Annotated in this window: 14 protein-coding genes; 7 read left to right on the forward strand and 7 right to left on the reverse strand. The window is 71.0% G+C overall.

The features are described 5' to 3' along the window. Positions 1-335 precede the first annotated feature (335 nt). Positions 336-1,916: a glutamine-hydrolyzing GMP synthase gene (gene guaA, locus DIZ27_RS08695; protein ID WP_109377734.1), complete on the forward strand. Its 1,581-nt coding sequence runs from the start codon at positions 336-338 to the stop codon at positions 1,914-1,916. Between the two features lie 33 nt (positions 1,917-1,949). Here the strand turns inward: guaA and DIZ27_RS08700 are convergent, their stop codons facing one another. After that, positions 1,950-2,423 carry a pyridoxamine 5'-phosphate oxidase family protein gene (locus DIZ27_RS08700; protein ID WP_109377735.1) on the reverse strand — a complete coding sequence of 158 codons (474 nt, stop codon included), beginning with the start codon at positions 2,421-2,423 and terminating at the stop codon, positions 1,950-1,952. A gap of 291 nt (positions 2,424-2,714) precedes the next feature. Here DIZ27_RS08700 and DIZ27_RS08705 point away from each other — a divergent pair, with 291 nt between their 5' ends. Together DIZ27_RS08705 and DIZ27_RS08710 are read left to right on the forward strand one after the other, a co-directional pair. Further along, a complete protein-coding gene (locus DIZ27_RS08705; protein ID WP_109377736.1) occupies positions 2,715-4,007 on the forward strand; it encodes a hypothetical protein in 1,293 nt (430 codons plus the stop codon). Between the two features lie 152 nt (positions 4,008-4,159). Beyond that, positions 4,160-4,687: a DoxX family protein gene (locus DIZ27_RS08710; RefSeq protein WP_109377737.1), complete on the forward strand. Its 528-nt coding sequence runs from the start codon at positions 4,160-4,162 to the stop codon at positions 4,685-4,687. 51 nt (positions 4,688-4,738) lie between these two features. Here DIZ27_RS08710 and DIZ27_RS08715 read toward each other — a convergent pair whose 3' ends face one another. Next, positions 4,739-4,972, reverse strand: a complete 234-nt coding sequence (locus DIZ27_RS08715) for a hypothetical protein (protein WP_109377738.1) — start codon at positions 4,970-4,972, stop codon at positions 4,739-4,741. Further along, positions 4,959-6,341, reverse strand: coding sequence for a PspC domain-containing protein (locus DIZ27_RS08720; protein ID WP_109377739.1), 1,383 nt, complete (start codon positions 6,339-6,341; stop codon positions 4,959-4,961). Before DIZ27_RS08720 ends, DIZ27_RS08715 begins: the two co-directional genes overlap by 14 nt. Positions 6,342-6,519: 178 nt before the next feature. Between DIZ27_RS08720 and DIZ27_RS08725 the strand changes: the two genes are divergently transcribed. Together DIZ27_RS08725 and DIZ27_RS08730 are read left to right on the forward strand one after the other, a co-directional pair. Further along, complete coding sequence (locus DIZ27_RS08725; RefSeq protein ID WP_109377864.1) at positions 6,520-7,812, forward strand: ATP-binding protein; 1,293 nt, start codon at positions 6,520-6,522, stop codon at positions 7,810-7,812. Beyond that, a complete protein-coding gene (locus DIZ27_RS08730) occupies positions 7,809-8,531 on the forward strand; it encodes a response regulator transcription factor (RefSeq protein WP_109377740.1) in 723 nt (240 codons plus the stop codon). The genes DIZ27_RS08725 and DIZ27_RS08730 overlap by 4 nt, the downstream gene beginning before the upstream one ends. Before the next feature lie 210 nt (positions 8,532-8,741). Here DIZ27_RS08730 and DIZ27_RS08735 read toward each other — a convergent pair whose 3' ends face one another. Both DIZ27_RS08735 and DIZ27_RS45110 read right to left on the reverse strand, forming a co-directional pair. Then, positions 8,742-9,344 (reverse strand): GNAT family N-acetyltransferase, encoded by a 603-nt coding sequence (locus DIZ27_RS08735; RefSeq protein ID WP_109377741.1) that lies wholly within the window; start codon positions 9,342-9,344, stop codon positions 8,742-8,744. 133 nt (positions 9,345-9,477) lie between these two features. Further along, positions 9,478-9,738, reverse strand: coding sequence for an ATP-binding protein (locus DIZ27_RS45110; protein ID WP_146228919.1), 261 nt, complete (start codon positions 9,736-9,738; stop codon positions 9,478-9,480). Between the two features lie 261 nt (positions 9,739-9,999). Between DIZ27_RS45110 and DIZ27_RS08740 the strand changes: the two genes are divergently transcribed. After that, entirely contained in the window at positions 10,000-10,353 is a 354-nt protein-coding gene (locus DIZ27_RS08740; protein ID WP_109377742.1) for a hypothetical protein, read from the forward strand. Here the strand turns inward: DIZ27_RS08740 and DIZ27_RS08745 are convergent. Continuing rightward, complete coding sequence (locus DIZ27_RS08745) at positions 10,331-11,344, reverse strand: tellurite resistance/C4-dicarboxylate transporter family protein (protein WP_109377743.1); 1,014 nt, start codon at positions 11,342-11,344, stop codon at positions 10,331-10,333. The two genes, DIZ27_RS08740 and DIZ27_RS08745, sit on opposite strands and share 23 nt — an antisense overlap. 75 nt (positions 11,345-11,419) lie before the next feature. Beyond that, positions 11,420-12,622, reverse strand: coding sequence for a C40 family peptidase (locus DIZ27_RS08750; RefSeq protein WP_109377744.1), 1,203 nt, complete (start codon positions 12,620-12,622; stop codon positions 11,420-11,422). A 356-nt stretch (positions 12,623-12,978) separates the two neighbouring features. Between DIZ27_RS08750 and pcrA the strand changes: the two genes are divergently transcribed. Continuing rightward, positions 12,979-15,489, forward strand: coding sequence for a DNA helicase PcrA (pcrA, locus tag DIZ27_RS08755; RefSeq protein WP_109377745.1), 2,511 nt, complete (start codon positions 12,979-12,981; stop codon positions 15,487-15,489). The last annotated feature ends 69 nt before the right edge of the window (positions 15,490-15,558 follow it).

Here is a 15,558-nt window from a genome sequence, read left to right on the forward strand (position 1 = left end):
CTGGATGGGTGGGGTGCCCTGGAGCGACCGGGTCCGAAAACGCCAGGCGCCCCGGACCTTGTCGGCCCGGGGCGCCTGGGAAGTCGCTTGTCAGTTGCTCAAGCAGCACGACCATGGCAGCCGGTGGGCCGGTTGCCATAGGTAAAGAGGAAAGCCGAGAAGGCCGCGTGCGTGAACATGGGTCCCAGTATGCCGCGCTCGCCCCGGCCCGCCAACACGGGTCGCATGGTGAGACGGGCCCCCGCCGTGCGCGGCTGCGGGAGCCAGGAGGGGACCGCACGTCCACCGGCTAGACTCGGAAGACACCAGACCCGCCCACCGCCGGAAGGCACCTCGTGTCATCAGCGACTTCCGCTGCCAACGCGCCCGACACCGTCCTGGTCGTCGACTTCGGCGCGCAGTACGCCCAGCTCATCGCCCGTCGCGTCCGCGAGGCGCGGGTCTACAGCGAGATCGTGCCGAGCACCATGCCGGTCGCGGAGATCCTTGCCAAGAACCCGGCGGCGATCATTCTCTCCGGCGGCCCCTCGTCGGTGTACGAGGAGGGCGCCCCCACCGTCGACCGCGCGCTCTTCGAGGCCGGCGTCCCGGTCTTCGGCATGTGCTACGGCTTCCAGCTCATGGCGCGGACCCTGGGCGGCCAGGTGGACAACACCGGCGCGCGTGAGTACGGCCGTACGGACCTGCACGTCTCCAAGTCGTCCTCCACCCTCTTCGAGGGCACCCCGGACGAACAGGCCGTGTGGATGTCGCACGGCGACGCCTGCTCCGCCGCCCCCGAGGGCTTCGTCGTCACGGCCTCCACGGAGGTCGTCCCGGTCGCCGCCTTCGAGAACGACGACAAGAAGCTCTACGGCGTCCAGTACCACCCCGAGGTGATGCACTCCACGCACGGGCAGCAGGTGCTGGAGCACTTCCTGTACCGGGGCGCGGGCCTGAGCCCGAGCTGGACCACCGGCAGCGTCATCGAGGATCAGGTCGCCGCCATCCGCGAGCAGGTCGGTGACCGGCGCGCCATCTGCGGTCTGTCCGGCGGGGTGGACTCCGCCGTCGCCGCGGCCCTCGTCCAGAAGGCCATCGGTTCGCAGCTGACCTGCGTGTACGTCGACCACGGCCTGATGCGCAAGGGCGAGACCGAGCAGGTCGAGAAGGACTTCGTCGCCGCGACCGGCGTGCAGCTGAAGGTCGTGGACGCGTCGGAGCGGTTCCTGACCGCGCTCAAGGGCGTCTCGGACCCCGAGGAGAAGCGGAAGATCATCGGCCGCGAGTTCATCCGGGTCTTCGAGCAGGCCCAGGCCGAGATCGTCGCGGACGCGGGCCCGGCCGTGGAGTTCCTGGTCCAGGGCACCCTCTACCCGGACGTCGTCGAGTCCGGCGGGGGCACCGGCACCGCCAACATCAAGTCCCACCACAACGTGGGCGGTCTGCCCGAGGACCTCGAGTTCAAGCTGATCGAGCCGCTGCGCCAGCTGTTCAAGGACGAGGTCCGGATGGTCGGCCAGGAACTCGGCCTGCCCGAGGAGATCGTCCAGCGGCAGCCGTTCCCCGGCCCGGGACTCGGCATCCGCATCGTCGGCGAGGTGACCAAGGAGCGGCTCGACCTGCTGCGCGAGGCCGACGCCATCGCCCGCGAGGAGCTCACCGCGGCCGGCCTCGACCGGGACATCTGGCAGTGCCCCGTGGTCCTGCTCGCGGACGTCCGCAGTGTCGGTGTCCAGGGCGACGGCCGCACCTACGGTCACCCCATCGTCCTGCGCCCGGTGTCCTCCGAGGACGCGATGACCGCCGACTGGTCGCGGCTGCCGTACGACGTCCTCGGGAAGATCTCGACCCGCATCACCAACGAGGTGCGGGACGTCAACCGCGTCGTCCTCGACGTGACCTCCAAGCCGCCGGGGACCATCGAGTGGGAGTAGTCCCCGTTCGGGTGGTCCCCGTTCGGAGAGGGCTCACGTCCGTTTGAGCGTGCGCACCGGCTCACCGGGCTTCCAGACCTGGAGGACGAGATACGTCTCGTCCTCCACGTAGGTCCGTACGACCTCCGTCAACTCGGTGCGGAAGAGGTGGAACGGCTCCGGCGGTTCCACCTCTTCGGCGTACTTGCTCCTGGTGTCCGCGTCGTCGACCTCGAACGCGCGCCCGCTGATCCGGACGTCCCCGCCGCCCATGCCCGTGCCCGTCCCCGGGTTCGCCTGGAGCGCGAAGCGCGGGTCGCGGCGCAGGTCGAGCGCCTTGAGCGAGTCCGGCATCATGCCGAGCCACAGCTCACCGTTCAGGAAGCGCACCTCCAGGCCGGTGGTGCGCGGCGACCCGTCCTTGCGCAGGGTCGCGAGGACGTGGTGGGTGTGCGCGCCGAAGCGCTCCGCCACGGTCTTCGCGAGAGCGGGTTCGGCGGAGGTGAAGGCCTCCCAGTTCGTGTGCATGGGATTCGTGTCCATGGGCCGAGTGTGGCGCGGATACCGGACGCCTTGTGTCGGGTATCGGCGGTGTCCTCCGGATGGAGCAGCGGGCGGCGTACGGCGGTCGGCCACGGTCGGCCACGGGGGAATCTCACGGCCGGGTCAACATGACGTCTCGAACTTCACTCGCTGACCGGACCTGCCGGGTGGGGAGGGTCGGACGTAGGGCACAATTCGCATTCGTTGCCGGGGAGTTGCGTGCACCGATTGTGATCTCCAACGTGTGCGCGGACATGGGAAAGGCGGGCTTCGGGCGTGGCGGTGCAGGAGGCGAACCCTACTGGGACGGGGTATGGCGCGGACGCGGGCGCCCACGAAGGCGGCTGCGCCTGCGGGGACTGTCCGCACGGGGTGCGTGAGGGGCACCGGCGCGCGGTCGCCGCGTTCCTGCTGAAGCGGGAGGAGTTCGCGGCCGGGCAGGGGCTGCCGGCGGCGGTCGCCCACTCGGCGTCCGCCTCCCGCCAGTGGGTCTCGGAGGAGCTGGCGCAGGCCGCGGAACTCGTGGCCGAGCGCGGCCGGGCCGAGGGCGCGGCCTGGCTGGCGCGCCTGTGGCGTCGGACGGCGGTCGTGGTGTGGGCGGCGGTCGTGCTGCTGCTTCTGGGCCAGGCGCTCACGGCGATCGGCTCGGGCTGGAGCGCCGCGCGCACGGCCGGGTTGCTGGCCGCGCTGGTGGTGGCCGGCGCGCTGACCGCCGCTTCGTGGTTCCACCGGGCGCGGGGTGGGGTGCTGGCGCCGGTGATCGGGGAGGACAACCGTCTTTCCACCTCCCGCGCGGTGGCGGCCTCCTGGGTGCTGCTCCTGGCGTACGCGGTGCTGGTCCTGGTGGGGCAACTGGCGGTCGCCTCCGAGCACCGGGAACGCGACGCGCTGATCGCGGGACTGGAACTGGCCCGCGGTGCGGGCGTGGTGACCGTACTCGCCGTGGTGTGCGGGATCGCCGTGGTGGTGCGGCGGGTGGTCGGACTGCGTGTGCAGGGGCAGCGGCTGCAGAAGGTACGTGCGGACCGGCCCCGGGCGGCCGATCTGCTGACCGACGACGCGGGACGGGGCTGCTTCGCCGACATCCAGTACGTCGTGATCAGCGCCGTCGCGCTGGTGTTCGCGGCGGTGCGACTGGCGCGGCGGCCGGACCAGTTGCCCGATCTGCCGTGGGGGCTCGCGGTGGTCGTGCTGGTGTCGGCGGCGACCTATCTCGCGGGCAAGTACGCGGAGGGCGGCCGACCGGTCATCCTTTCGGTGGTACGGGCTCGGGAGGCCGGGGACCTGGACGCGCCGATCCGGACCGGCGACGACATCGAGATCCGGGGCACCGGCTTCGTTCCGACGGGTGCGCAGGGAGCCGACCGACTGGCCCGGATGGTGGTCCGGGTGGGAACGGTGCACGTCCATGTGCCGCTGGTGCCGGTGAGGGGCGGTTTCGACAACCCGACGGACGCCCTGCTGACCGTTCCGGTCCCGGTGGAGGTGGAACCGGGGCGGGTGGAGGTACAGGTCGTCACGGCAGCCGGGGTGGAGACGAACCGGTACACGATCGACGTGACGGACTAGCCGGACCGGTCGGCGTGGCCGAGTGGCCGAGCCGAGTGGCCGAGGTGACGTTCCGAAAAAACAGGGCGGTAATGGATTGATCCGGTCTTGATTGTCATACGTATGGTTTGTTGAGGGGGTCTCGGTACGGCGGCGAGAGGCGACAGACGGCGATGACTCAGGGTATGCGCACGGATACGTACATCCCTCAATTCGGTGGCAGCAGGAACTGGCGGGACACCGCCACGCGGTACGCACTCCTGCCTCTGCGGATCTTTCTGGGCGTCACCTTCATCTACGCCGGACTGGACAAACTCACCGACAGCGCGTTCATGAAGGACGCCGGGGCCGGGTCGATCGGCGACATGATGCGTGCCGTCCGCGACTCCTCGGCCATTCCCGCGCTGGTCGACATGTCCCTGCAGAATCCCGTCGCCTTCGGTTACGCCATCGCCTTCGGCGAGTTGGCCGTCGGCATCGGAACTCTCATCGGTCTGCTCGCCCGGACGGCCGCCCTCGGCGGCGCGCTGATCTCCCTCAGCCTGTGGCTGACGGTGAGCTGGGCCGCCGAACCGTACTACTACGGCAATGACCTCCCCTACCTCGTGGGCTGGATTCCGCTGGTGCTGGCAGGTGCCCCCCTGCTCTCCGTGGACGCCGCCCTCCGAGGGCGCCGGCGGCGGGTGAGCGACTACCGGTAGGGCCGCCCCCGCCCGCGGCGAAAGTTCCGGGCCGGCCGCCGGCCGCCTTCGTCAGGTCGGTGACTTCGCGTGGTTCTCCCGGTCGCCGGACCGTCTGTTCCGGCGTATCAGGCCCGTCACGCTGCCCACCGCTGCGGCCAGGCACAGGCCGCCCGCGACGACGGGGAACACGACGAACCACGGGGTGTCCCAGGCGCCGCCCGCGTCTCCGGCGTAGAGCACGCCGGCGAGAGTGAGGAAGGCGCCGGCGACCAGCCTGCCGGGCTGGAACTCATGACGTAGCACGGCTCACCTCCGCCTGTCCGGCGCCGACCTGGAGGTCCAGGTCGAGCGTGCCCGCCTTCTTGACGCCCGCGGGCGGAGCCAGGGTCGCCTCCTTGCGCTTGTCGGGTGCCACGTCCACGTCCTTCCGCAGGTCGCCCGGCAACTGGATGTCGCCCAGACCGACCTGGATGTTCAGCCGCACGGTCACGTTCTCGGGCACGATCACGTGGATGCGGCCCAGGCCGACGTTCGCCCGCGTCGACACGGTCTGCCCCTCGGCCACCCGCACCTTGGACAGATCGAGGGTGCCGCTCCCCGTGCCCAGGTCGTACGCCGGGCGTATCTGTGCGACCGAGGCGGGCTCCCAGCTGGTGCGCATCCACTCGGTGCCGATGTCCTTGGGCACGGCCGTGGAGGCGGCCAGCAGCCCCGCGGTGATGACCGCCAGGATGATCGACCCCGCCCCGGTGCGGCCCAGGAACGCGCTGACCGCCACACCGATGCCGAATACGGCGAGCGCACACGCGAGACCCGTCTGCAGGCTGGTGCCGAGCGGATGCTCCTGCCATGTCAGGCCCGTGCCCAGACCGGCTGCGAGCAGGGCGAGCAGGAAGACCCAGCCGCCGATCCCGCGGGGCCCTCGCGGCTTGACCGGCCGCGGGTGCGGGGCTCGCGCGGCGCCGCGGCCGGAGCCGTGGGGGTCGAGGCGGACGTCGACCACTGAGGCGATGTCCAGGTCGCGGGAGTTCCCCGGGCCCCACAGGTAGCCCGTACCGCCGATGTGCGTGCCGTCCTTGACTATGGGATCGCGCCACCAGGAGGAGTAGGAGGCGGGAACCGGCGGCGCCTGGGGCTCCGGCGGGGCGTCGGCGGCGGCCTGGGCGGCGAGGGGGTCGGGGCTGGGGGCACCGCGCTGCCGGGACCAGTACCCGGCACCGGCGAGCAGCAGGGAGAGCATCACGGCGAAGCTCAGCACCCCGCCGTTGTTCAGCATGCTGAGGAAGACGCCGCAGCCGACCAGCGCGAAAAGTATCGCCGCCAGCGTGTGGCCGCCGACCCGGCCGGTCAGCAATCTGCGCATCTCGTTCTCCTCCTCGCCCTCGTACGGGAAGAGGAGCCAGGCGAAGCCGTAGAAGATGAGGCCGACGCCGCCGGTGGCGGAGAGCACCGCCAGCGTGATGCGGAAGATCACCGGGTCCATGTCGCACTGCCGGCCGAGCCCGGAGCACACTCCACCGATCATCTGGTGCCGGCGGTCGCGCCGGAAACGGTACGGAGGCTCGGGCACGCCCGCCTCGCCGGGCGGCTGCGGGGCCCCGCCGGAAGCGGCCTCTCCGACCGCGCCGGAGCCGGGCCCCGGGCCCGGCGCGGCGTGCTGGTGATCTGTCATGAGTCCATGGTGACGGGCGAGCCGCCGTGGCGGCAGTCGGGACGACCCTGGCCGGACCCTGATATCGGCCCTGAGGGGTGCCCGGGGGACTGTCCGAGGGCCCGGACCCGGAGATCAGGGGAGTCTCCGGGATCGACCCTGATGCCCCGGAACCGGGGGCCGTGTGACCATCATTGACATGTCGGAAGCCGCAGCAGCGTCACTCGTCGAGCCGCGGCCGCCGCGCAAGCTCTACCGCAGCGGTGATGGACGCTGGCTCGGTGGTGTGGCGCGGGGGCTCGCCGGACACCTCGGGCTGCCCGTGATCTGGGTACGGCTCATGTTCGTCGGCCTGTTCATGGCCGACGGCCTCGGCGCGCTGCTGTATGCCGCGTTCTGGTTCTTCGTACCGCTCGGCGTCGGCGGTGTGGACGAGCAGAAGCCGCCCCCGCTGGTCGGGACCGAGACCTCACCGGACGGTCGGCGCAGACTCGTCACCCGCAGACCGGACAAGGGCCAGATCGTCGCCCTGCTCCTCATGGTCGTCGTGGCCCTGGGCTTCGTCGGCAATGTGAACCTGTCCAACGGCGCCAGGGCCTATCTCTGGCCGACCGTGCTGGTCGGCGCGGGCGTCGCCCTGGTCTGGCGGCAGGCCGACAACGCGCGCCGGGCCCGCTGGGTCGAGGTCGGCAGCCGTCGCCGTACGGTCACCCTGCTGCGGGGCGGCGCCGGCGTCCTGCTGGTCACGGCGGGGGCGTCGGGCATCTTCGTCCTGCGGGGCTCCGGTACTCACCTCGCGTCGGTGCTCCAGGCGGCCCTCGCGGTCCTCGTCGGGATCACACTCCTCGCCGGCCCCTACCTCGTGCGCATGACCCAGGACCTCTCCGAGGAACGGCTGATGCGCATCCGTGCCCAGGAGCGCGCCGAGGTCGCCGCCCACGTCCACGACTCGGTGCTGCACACCCTCACCCTGATCCAGCGCAACTCCGAGAGCCCGGGGGAGGTGCGCCGCCTCGCCCGCGCCCAGGAGCGCGACCTGCGCAACTGGCTCTACAAGCCCGAGGGCACCGGCAAGGACGAGGCCGACGAGCCCACCACCCTCGCCGACGCCGTGCGGCGCAACGCCGCCGAGGTGGAGGACAAGCACGGGGTCCCCATCGAGGTCGTCGTCGTCGGCGACTGCCCGCTGGACGAGAAGATCCGCCCGCAGATGCAGGCCGCGCGCGAGGCTATGGTGAACGCGGCCAAGTACGGTGGCGAGGGGGGTGCCGTACAGGTCTACGCCGAAGTCGAGGGAAGGACGGTCTTCGTGTCCGTCCGGGACCGCGGCCCCGGCTTCGACCTCGACTCGATACCCGCCGACCGCATGGGTGTCAGAGAATCGATCATCGGCCGCATGGAGCGCAACGGCGGCACGGCGCGGCTGCGCGCGGTGCCGGACGGCGGCACGGAGGTCGAGCTGGAGATGGAGAGGGCGGAGAAGACGTCATGAGCGAGCCCACCGAACCGACCGGGACGAACGGAACGGCGGGACCGGCCGACGGCGCCGGACGTCATGTGCGTGTCGTCCTCGTCGACGACCACCGCATGTTCCGCACGGGCGTCCAGGCCGAGATCGGACAGACTGAACAGACCGGCGTCGAGGTGATCGGCGAGGCCGCCGACGTCGACCAGGCGGTCACGGTCATCACCGCGACCCGGCCCGAGGTCGTCCTCCTCGACGTGCACCTGCCCGGTGGCGGAGGCGTGGAAGTGCTCCGCCGCTGCGCGCCGATGATGGGCGACCCCGAGCGGCCGGTCCGCTTCCTCGCACTCTCGGTCTCGGACGCGGCGGAGGACGTGATCGGGGTGATCCGGGGCGGCGCCCGCGGATACGTGACCAAGACGATCACCGGGACCGACCTGGTCGACTCGATCTTCCGGGTCCAGGAGGGTGACGCCGTCTTCTCCCCCCGCCTGGCCGGCTTCGTCCTCGACGCCTTCGCCTCCACCGACGCCCCTCCGGTCGACGAGGACCTCGACCGCCTCACCCAGCGCGAACGCGAAGTGCTGCGGCTGATCGCCCGCGGCTACGCGTACAAGGAGATCGCCAAGCAGCTCTTCATCTCCGTGAAGACGGTCGAGTCCCACGTCTCGGCGGTCCTGCGCAAGCTCCAGCTCTCCAACCGCCACGAGCTCACCCGCTGGGCGACGGCCCGGCGCCTGGTGTGACCGTCCGGTGGGCGCCGCTGCGATCACTCCGTTCCTGACCTGTCGCAGCGAAGGCTGAGCAAATCCCGTTGAAGGCCGAGCGCCGAGCGGGTCGAGAACGGATGGACGGAAACAGGGTGACGTGCTCGCACCGCACATGGCGAGCGCTGTGCACGCCAGTGAACCTGATGTCCGGGCTCCGGGTTCTCCCGCGTTGCGGGCCCCGGAGCCCTACCGCGGATCCCTGCGCATGCACCACGTGCGGGGGCCGGAGCCGGGGAGCAGGACCTCGGCTGTGACCTTGAAACCGAGGCGCTCGTAGAACGTCACGTTCCTCTCGCTGGAAGTTTCCAGGAACGTCGGGCACTCGGCGTGTTCGGCTTCCTCGATGCCAGGGATCAGCACCGCGGTACCGAGGCCCCGCCCCTGGGCTCCGGGGGTGACTCCCACCGTGCTGAGGAACCACGCCGGCTCCTGCGGTCGATACGGAGCGACGGCCTGCTCTGCGGACTCGTAGGCGGCCGTCCGGTCACCGGTGAGATCGCCGAGCAGTGGGCCGATCTCGGCGAAGGCGGGCGAGGGGTCCTGGTCAGGAGTGGCCCAGACAGCGACGGCGCGGCCCGCGTCGGCAACCCACACGCGGCCGTACACCATCCCGATGCGGGTCAGGCAGAGTTCTTGGAAGCGCCGGATCCGGGTCTCGTGGTTGTCTGCGGCGATCACGTGCCGGGTGAAGGGATAGCCCACGAAGGCCCGGGTGAGGGTGTCGACCGCGATGGGGACGTCGGCATCGGTGAGGGGACGTACGTCAGGGGCGTCCTGGTGCTGTGGCATGTCGATTGAACGATCTTGACGGCAGGTGAATTCCTGGTCGGAGGTCGGGCGGCGAGGCATGCAGCGGGCGCCGCGCACGAGGCGAGGACGGCACCGGGGACCCGGCCCGTCCGGTCTCACGCGGTTCGGGCGCTCAGCCTTCGCTGCGACGGATCACGCTGGGGCCGGTGGGAGGAGGGCTGCATGCTGCTGCGTTTTCGCATGGCGGACGTACGGTCACTGTGCGGCGGCGCGTGAGTGCCACCTCGAACCAGACCGTCTTGCCGCCGCCGGATTCGCGTAGCTCCGCACCCCAGTCGTCCGCCAGCGTTTCCACCAAGGTGAGGCCTCGGCCGGACTCGTCGTCCGGGCAGGCTGTGGCCGGGGTCGGCAGCGTCTCGTCGGCGTCGGTCACCGTGACGCGGAGGCGGCTCTCCGTGAGTACGCGCGTACCGGCGCTTGAGCTTCGAGGGACGGGCGTCGGGATCCGAGCGGCGTTTGTGAGGAACGGGTGGTGGGTTGAACCCACCACCCGTTCCTCCCCGCATCCCGCATCCCGCATCCCGCGCCTTGGCCCTTGCCCGCGGCCGTCGACGGCCGGCCACAGCCCTACGGCCGTAGCCGTCGCGTCGGGCCGGTGTCGGGCGTGGGGTGGGGGCTGGTTAGGCTCCGGCTCATGGACGTACTCATCCACATATTTGTCGGACTGCACATCATCGGCATCGCGTCGCTGCTCGGCGGGTTCCTCACCCAGATGAAGGCCATGGGCCAGGGAACCGCCCGCTTCGTGCCCGCGATGCTGCACGGCGCGCTGACGATGCTGGTCACCGGTGTGGTCCTGGTCGGGCTCAACGAGGCGCAGAACCATTCCGTCGACCACATCAAGATCGGCGTCAAGCTGGCCCTGCTGATCGTGATCCTCGGCCTGGTCTACGTGAAGCGGGACGACGAGAAGGTGGACAAGGGCCTGTTCGGGCTGGTCGGGTTGCTGACCACGGCGAACATCTTCATCGCCGTGCTCTGGACCTGACAAAGGCCGACAGGGGGCCGGACGTGATCGCGGTCCGCGCGGAGGCCGCCGCGCCGACGGCGACCGCCAGCCAGACGGCCACCGTGACCCACAGCAGTACCCGCCCCAGGCCTTCGAGCCAGGGGACACCGAGGGCGGCGGACGCGGAGAGCGTCGCCGCCGCCGTCATGCCGAGGGGGAACACGGTCGCCCAGCGCCGTGTGTCGTAGGCCGGCCGCGGCCGGACGGCCTCGGCGGCCAGCAGCACCGCGTACCAGGCCAGGTCGAGCACCAGCAGGGTGACGGTCGTCAGGTGCAGGACACCGCGGTCGTCGTCGTTCCACAGGTACAGCCGGGCGCTGTCGGCGGTGAGCAGCTTGACCCCGGCGAGCGACGAGATGGCGATGGCACCGCCTGCGACCCAGTGGTCCCCGGCCCCCTCGAGCACCTGTCGCGGGTCGAAGCGGAACAGGGCGAGCCCGTAGAGCACCAGCCCGAACCAGAACAGCACCAGTGCCACCCGCGCGAGCCAGGCCGCCGACTCGGCCGCGGCGAGCGTGGCGCCCAGGACGGCGAGCCCCTGCGTGGCCACGCAGGCCAGGAACACGGAACCGGGCATGCGTGGCCGCCAGCGCCGTACAACGAGGACGAGCAGCGCCGGCCAGAGCACGGTGGCCAGCGCGAGCAGCGCCCCGGCCAGAGCGTCGTAACCGAGGGCGGACACCCGCGTGCCGAGCACGGTCGTCGCGGCGACCGCGGTGAGCGAACCCGGGGTCTCCGCCTCCGACACCCACCGCTCCCGTTCCCGCAGCAACCGCAGGACGAACTGCGCCGCCAACCCCAGCCAGGCGGCGCAGGCGAGCACGAGGAAGACCAGGGAGAGGGTCTCCCACCCCGCCAGCTGCAGGGCCACGGACACGATGCCGGTCGCCATCACGGCGGAACCGGCCGCCGGGGAACGCTGCGCCCACCAGGCGCGGGAGGGGGAAGGAGAGGGGGTAGGGGCGGGCATGGGGCGATGTTAGAAGAACCCGCCGCGCGCGAGAGCGCGCCGGGCCGTGGGGCGGACCGCGGGTCGGAGCCTGGGTCAGGCCGGGCGGACCACGCTGTGGATCGACGACTCGCCGTCGTAGAAGACCGACTCCTCGCGGACGTAGGTGCCGGGCTTCGGCGCGTGGATCATCATGCCGTTGCCGACGTAGACGCCCACATGAGTGATGTCGTCGTAGAAGAAGACGAGGTCGCCGGGCTGGGCCTGGGACAGCGGGACCGTGGTTCCGGCGTCGACCTGGTCGTAGGTGGTGCGGGGGAGGGTGACGCCGGCGGCCTTCCAGGCGGCCTGGGTGAGGCCGGAGCAGTCGTAGGAGCCGGGACCGGTGGCGCCCCAGACGTAGGGCTTGCCGATCTGCGCGCGGGCGAAGGCGATGGCCTTCTCTGCCTTGGCGGCGTACGAGGAGTCCGTCGAGGTCGACGGCGGGGTCGACGGGGCGGTCGTCGAGCCGGATGTGCCGGATGTGCCGGCCGTGCCGGAGACGTCGGACGCGCTGCTCTCCTGCTGGGCCTCCTCCTCGGCCTTCTGCTGTTCCGCCTGCTGCCGGGCGAGCTCGGCGGCCTTGCGGGCGGCCTCTTCCTGCTTCTTCTCCTCGGCCGCCGCGAGCCGCGCCTTCTCCTCGGCGTCCAGCTTCGACAGCAGCTCGCGCGCGGTGCTGAGCTTCTTCTGGACGGTGGCCTTCGCGGCCTTCAGGTCGTTCTGCGACTCGGTGAGCGCCTCGAGGCTCTCGGTGGCCTCCTGCCGCTTCTCCATCGTCTCGGACTGCTGGGTGACGTAGTCGTCGACCGCTTCCTTCTGGCGGCCGGTCATCCGGTCCATCAGCTGGTTCTGGTCGAAGAAGTCCTGCGGGGAGTCCGCGAGCAGGAAGGTCGCCGTGTCCGGGACGCCCGCGCCGGTCCGGTACTGGGCGGCAGCGAAGGAGCCCAGTTTCTCCCGCGCCTCGTTGAGCGTCTGGGTGCGCTGGGCCACGTCGTCGAGGAGGGTGTCGACGCGCTTGCGCTGCTTGGTGGTCCTCTCCTTGGCCGCGTTGTACTTCTCGGTCGCCGACTCCGCCTGGCGGTACAGGTCGTCGACCTTCTTCTCGACCTCCTCCAGACTCGGCCGGCCGTCGTCCGAGGGAGCGGCCTCGGCGGTCTGGGACAGCAGGGCGACGGAGGTCAGAGCCGCCGTGGCGAGCGCGGGGGTCCGTTTGCCGGCCACGCGCGTACCGGGGGTGCGCGACTTGCGGTGCGACGCCAAGGGAGGCGACTCCTTCCAACGTTCCGCCTGCGGGGCGGCGGCAGGGGGGACTTCCGGGCCGTCATCGCTCCGGGGAGGGCCTGGGACCGGCTGCCGCGACGGCGGTGACGGACTCGGCGGAGACCGCTCGGCCCGGCGGGGTTCGCCGGTGGGGAACGCGCGGCCCGCCCGAACCGTAGCCAACTCATGTGGCTCGTGTGAAGGTTGATGGGTGATATGCCCGATACGTTTTCGTGACCTTCTTCGTCACGTCACGCAGGGTGAGACCACGGTGCTGGAGGGTGGGGGTGCGGTGCGGGGCGATGTTCTCGGGGTGGCCACGGCTTGTCGGTGGGGCGGCCTAGACTCGGAGAGCGATGAGCAGCCTCTTTGACGACAGCTTCCTGGCGGACCTCCAGGCCCAGCGGGGCCCCGCGGAGGAGCCCCCGCCGCCGCCCGAGGACGATCATGTGCCGGAGGAGGTTCCGGCCGATCTGTTCGGCGGGAAGTTCGACGTGCCGCCGGACCGGGACACCCACTACCGCGACGGTGCCCCGCGCCCGGTGCTGGACCCCGCCGCCCTCCTGGAGGGGCTGAACGAGAACCAGCGCGCCGCCGTCGCGCACTCCGGCTCTCCGCTGCTCATCGTGGCCGGCGCCGGCTCCGGCAAGACCCGGGTGCTCACGCACCGCATCGCGCACCTGCTCGCCGCGCGGAGCGTCCACCCGGGCCAGATTCTCGCGATCACCTTCACCAACAAGGCCGCCGGCGAGATGAAGGAGCGGGTCGAGCAGCTCGTCGGCCCGCGCGCGCACGCGATGTGGGTCATGACGTTCCACAGCGCCTGTGTGCGCATCCTGCGCCGCGAGAGCAAGAAGCTCGGCTTCACGTCGTCGTTCTCCATCTACGACGCGGCCGACTCCAAGCGCCTGATGGCCCTGGTCTGCCGTGACCTGGACCTCGACCCGAAGCGCTATCCGCCCAAGTCCTTCAGCGCCAAGATCAGCAATCTGAAGAACGAGCTGATCGACGAGGAGGACTTCGCCGCGCAGGCGGCTGGGGGCACCTCCCAGACGGAGTCTGGGGGAGGCTTCGAGAAGACGCTCGCCCAAGCCTACGCGCTCTACCAGTCGCGGCTGCGCGAGGCCAACGCGCTCGACTTCGACGACCTGATCATGACGACGGTCAACCTGCTGCGCGCCTTCCCGGACGTCGCCGAGCACTACCGCCGCCGTTTCCGGCACGTCCTCGTGGACGAGTACCAGGACACCAACCACGCCCAGTACGCACTCGTGCGCGAGCTGGTCGGCACCTCCGAGCCCCCCGCCGACGGACAGCCGGGCGCGCACGAGCTGCCGCCCGCCGAACTGTGCGTGGTGGGCGACGCCGACCAGTCGATCTACGCCTTCCGCGGTGCGACGATCCGCAACATCCTCCAGTTCGAGGAGGACTACCCGAACGCGACGACGATCCTGCTCGAGCAGAACTACCGCTCCACGCAGACGATCCTCAGCGCCGCCAACGCCGTCATCGAGCGCAACGAGTCCCGCCGCCCCAAGAACCTGTGGACCAACGCGGGCACCGGCGCGCAGATCACCGGATACGTCGCCGACACCGAGCACGACGAGGCCCAGTTCGTCTCCGACGAGATAGACCGCCTCACGGACGCGGGCGAGGCCAAGGCCGGGGACGTCGCCGTCTTCTACCGCACCAACGCCCAGTCCCGTGTCTTCGAAGAGATCTTCATCCGGGTCGGCCTGCCCTACAAGGTCGTCGGAGGCGTCCGCTTCTACGAGCGCAAGGAGGTCCGGGACGTCCTGGCCTACCTGCGGGTGCTCGCCAACCCCGAGGACTCGGTGCCGCTGCGCCGCATCCTCAACGTCCCCAAGCGGGGCATCGGCGACCGCGCGGAGGCCATGATCGACGCGCTCTCCCAGCGCGAGAAGATCAGTTTCCCGCAGGCGCTGAAGCGCGTCGACGAGGCGTACGGCATGGCCGCGCGCTCCACCAACGCGGTGAAGCGGTTCAACACGCTGATGGAGGACCTCCGTACGATCGTCGAGTCCGGCGCGGGCCCGGCGACGGTCCTGGAGGCGGTCCTCGAACGCACCGGCTACCTCGCCGAGTTGCAGGCATCCACCGACCCGCAGGACGAGACCCGGATCGAGAACCTCCAGGAACTCGCCGCCGTAGCCCTGGAGTTCGAGCAGGAGCGCGGCGAGGGCGAGTCGGTCGCGCTGTCCGACTTCCTGGAGCAGGTCGCCCTGGTCGCCGACTCCGACCAGATCCCCGACGAGGACGAGGACGGCTCCGGCGTCATCACCCTGATGACCCTGCACACCGCCAAGGGCCTGGAGTTCCCCGTCGTCTTCCTGACCGGCATGGAGGACGGCGTCTTCCCGCACATGCGCGCCCTCGGCCAGACCAAGGAGCTGGAGGAGGAGCGGCGCCTGGCGTACGTCGGCATCACGCGCGCGCGTGAGCGGCTGTACCTCACCCGGTCGACGCTGCGCAGCGCCTGGGGGCAGCCCTCGTACAACCCGCCCTCGCGTTTCCTGGAGGAGATCCCGGCCGCCCATCTGGAGTGGAAGCGGACGGGTGCGAGTTCCCCGGTGTCCTCCGGCCCGGTGTCCGGGGTGGCGGCCTCGCTGTCGTCGTCCCGCTCCCGCTCGGCGGCGTCGGGCGCGTCCGGCTTCGCCACGCGCCGGGCCGCCGAGAAGCCGGTGGTGTCGCTGGCGGTCGGGGACCGTGTCACGCACGACCAGTTCGGGCTCGGCACCGTCGTCGCGGTGAAGGGCACGGGGGGCAACGCCGAGGCGACGATCGACTTCGGGGACACCAAGCCGAAGCGACTGCTGCTGCGGTACGCGCCGGTCGAGAAGCTGTAACCGGGTGCCGGGTGCCGGGAGCGCCCGGCACCGGAGCCGGGCGGTGAGCCCCCGCTGTCGCCGGGCGGC

Origin of the sequence: Streptomyces sp. NWU339 (assembly GCF_003143855.1) — a bacterium.
In the GTDB taxonomy this organism is placed as follows: domain Bacteria; phylum Actinomycetota; class Actinomycetes; order Streptomycetales; family Streptomycetaceae; genus Streptomyces.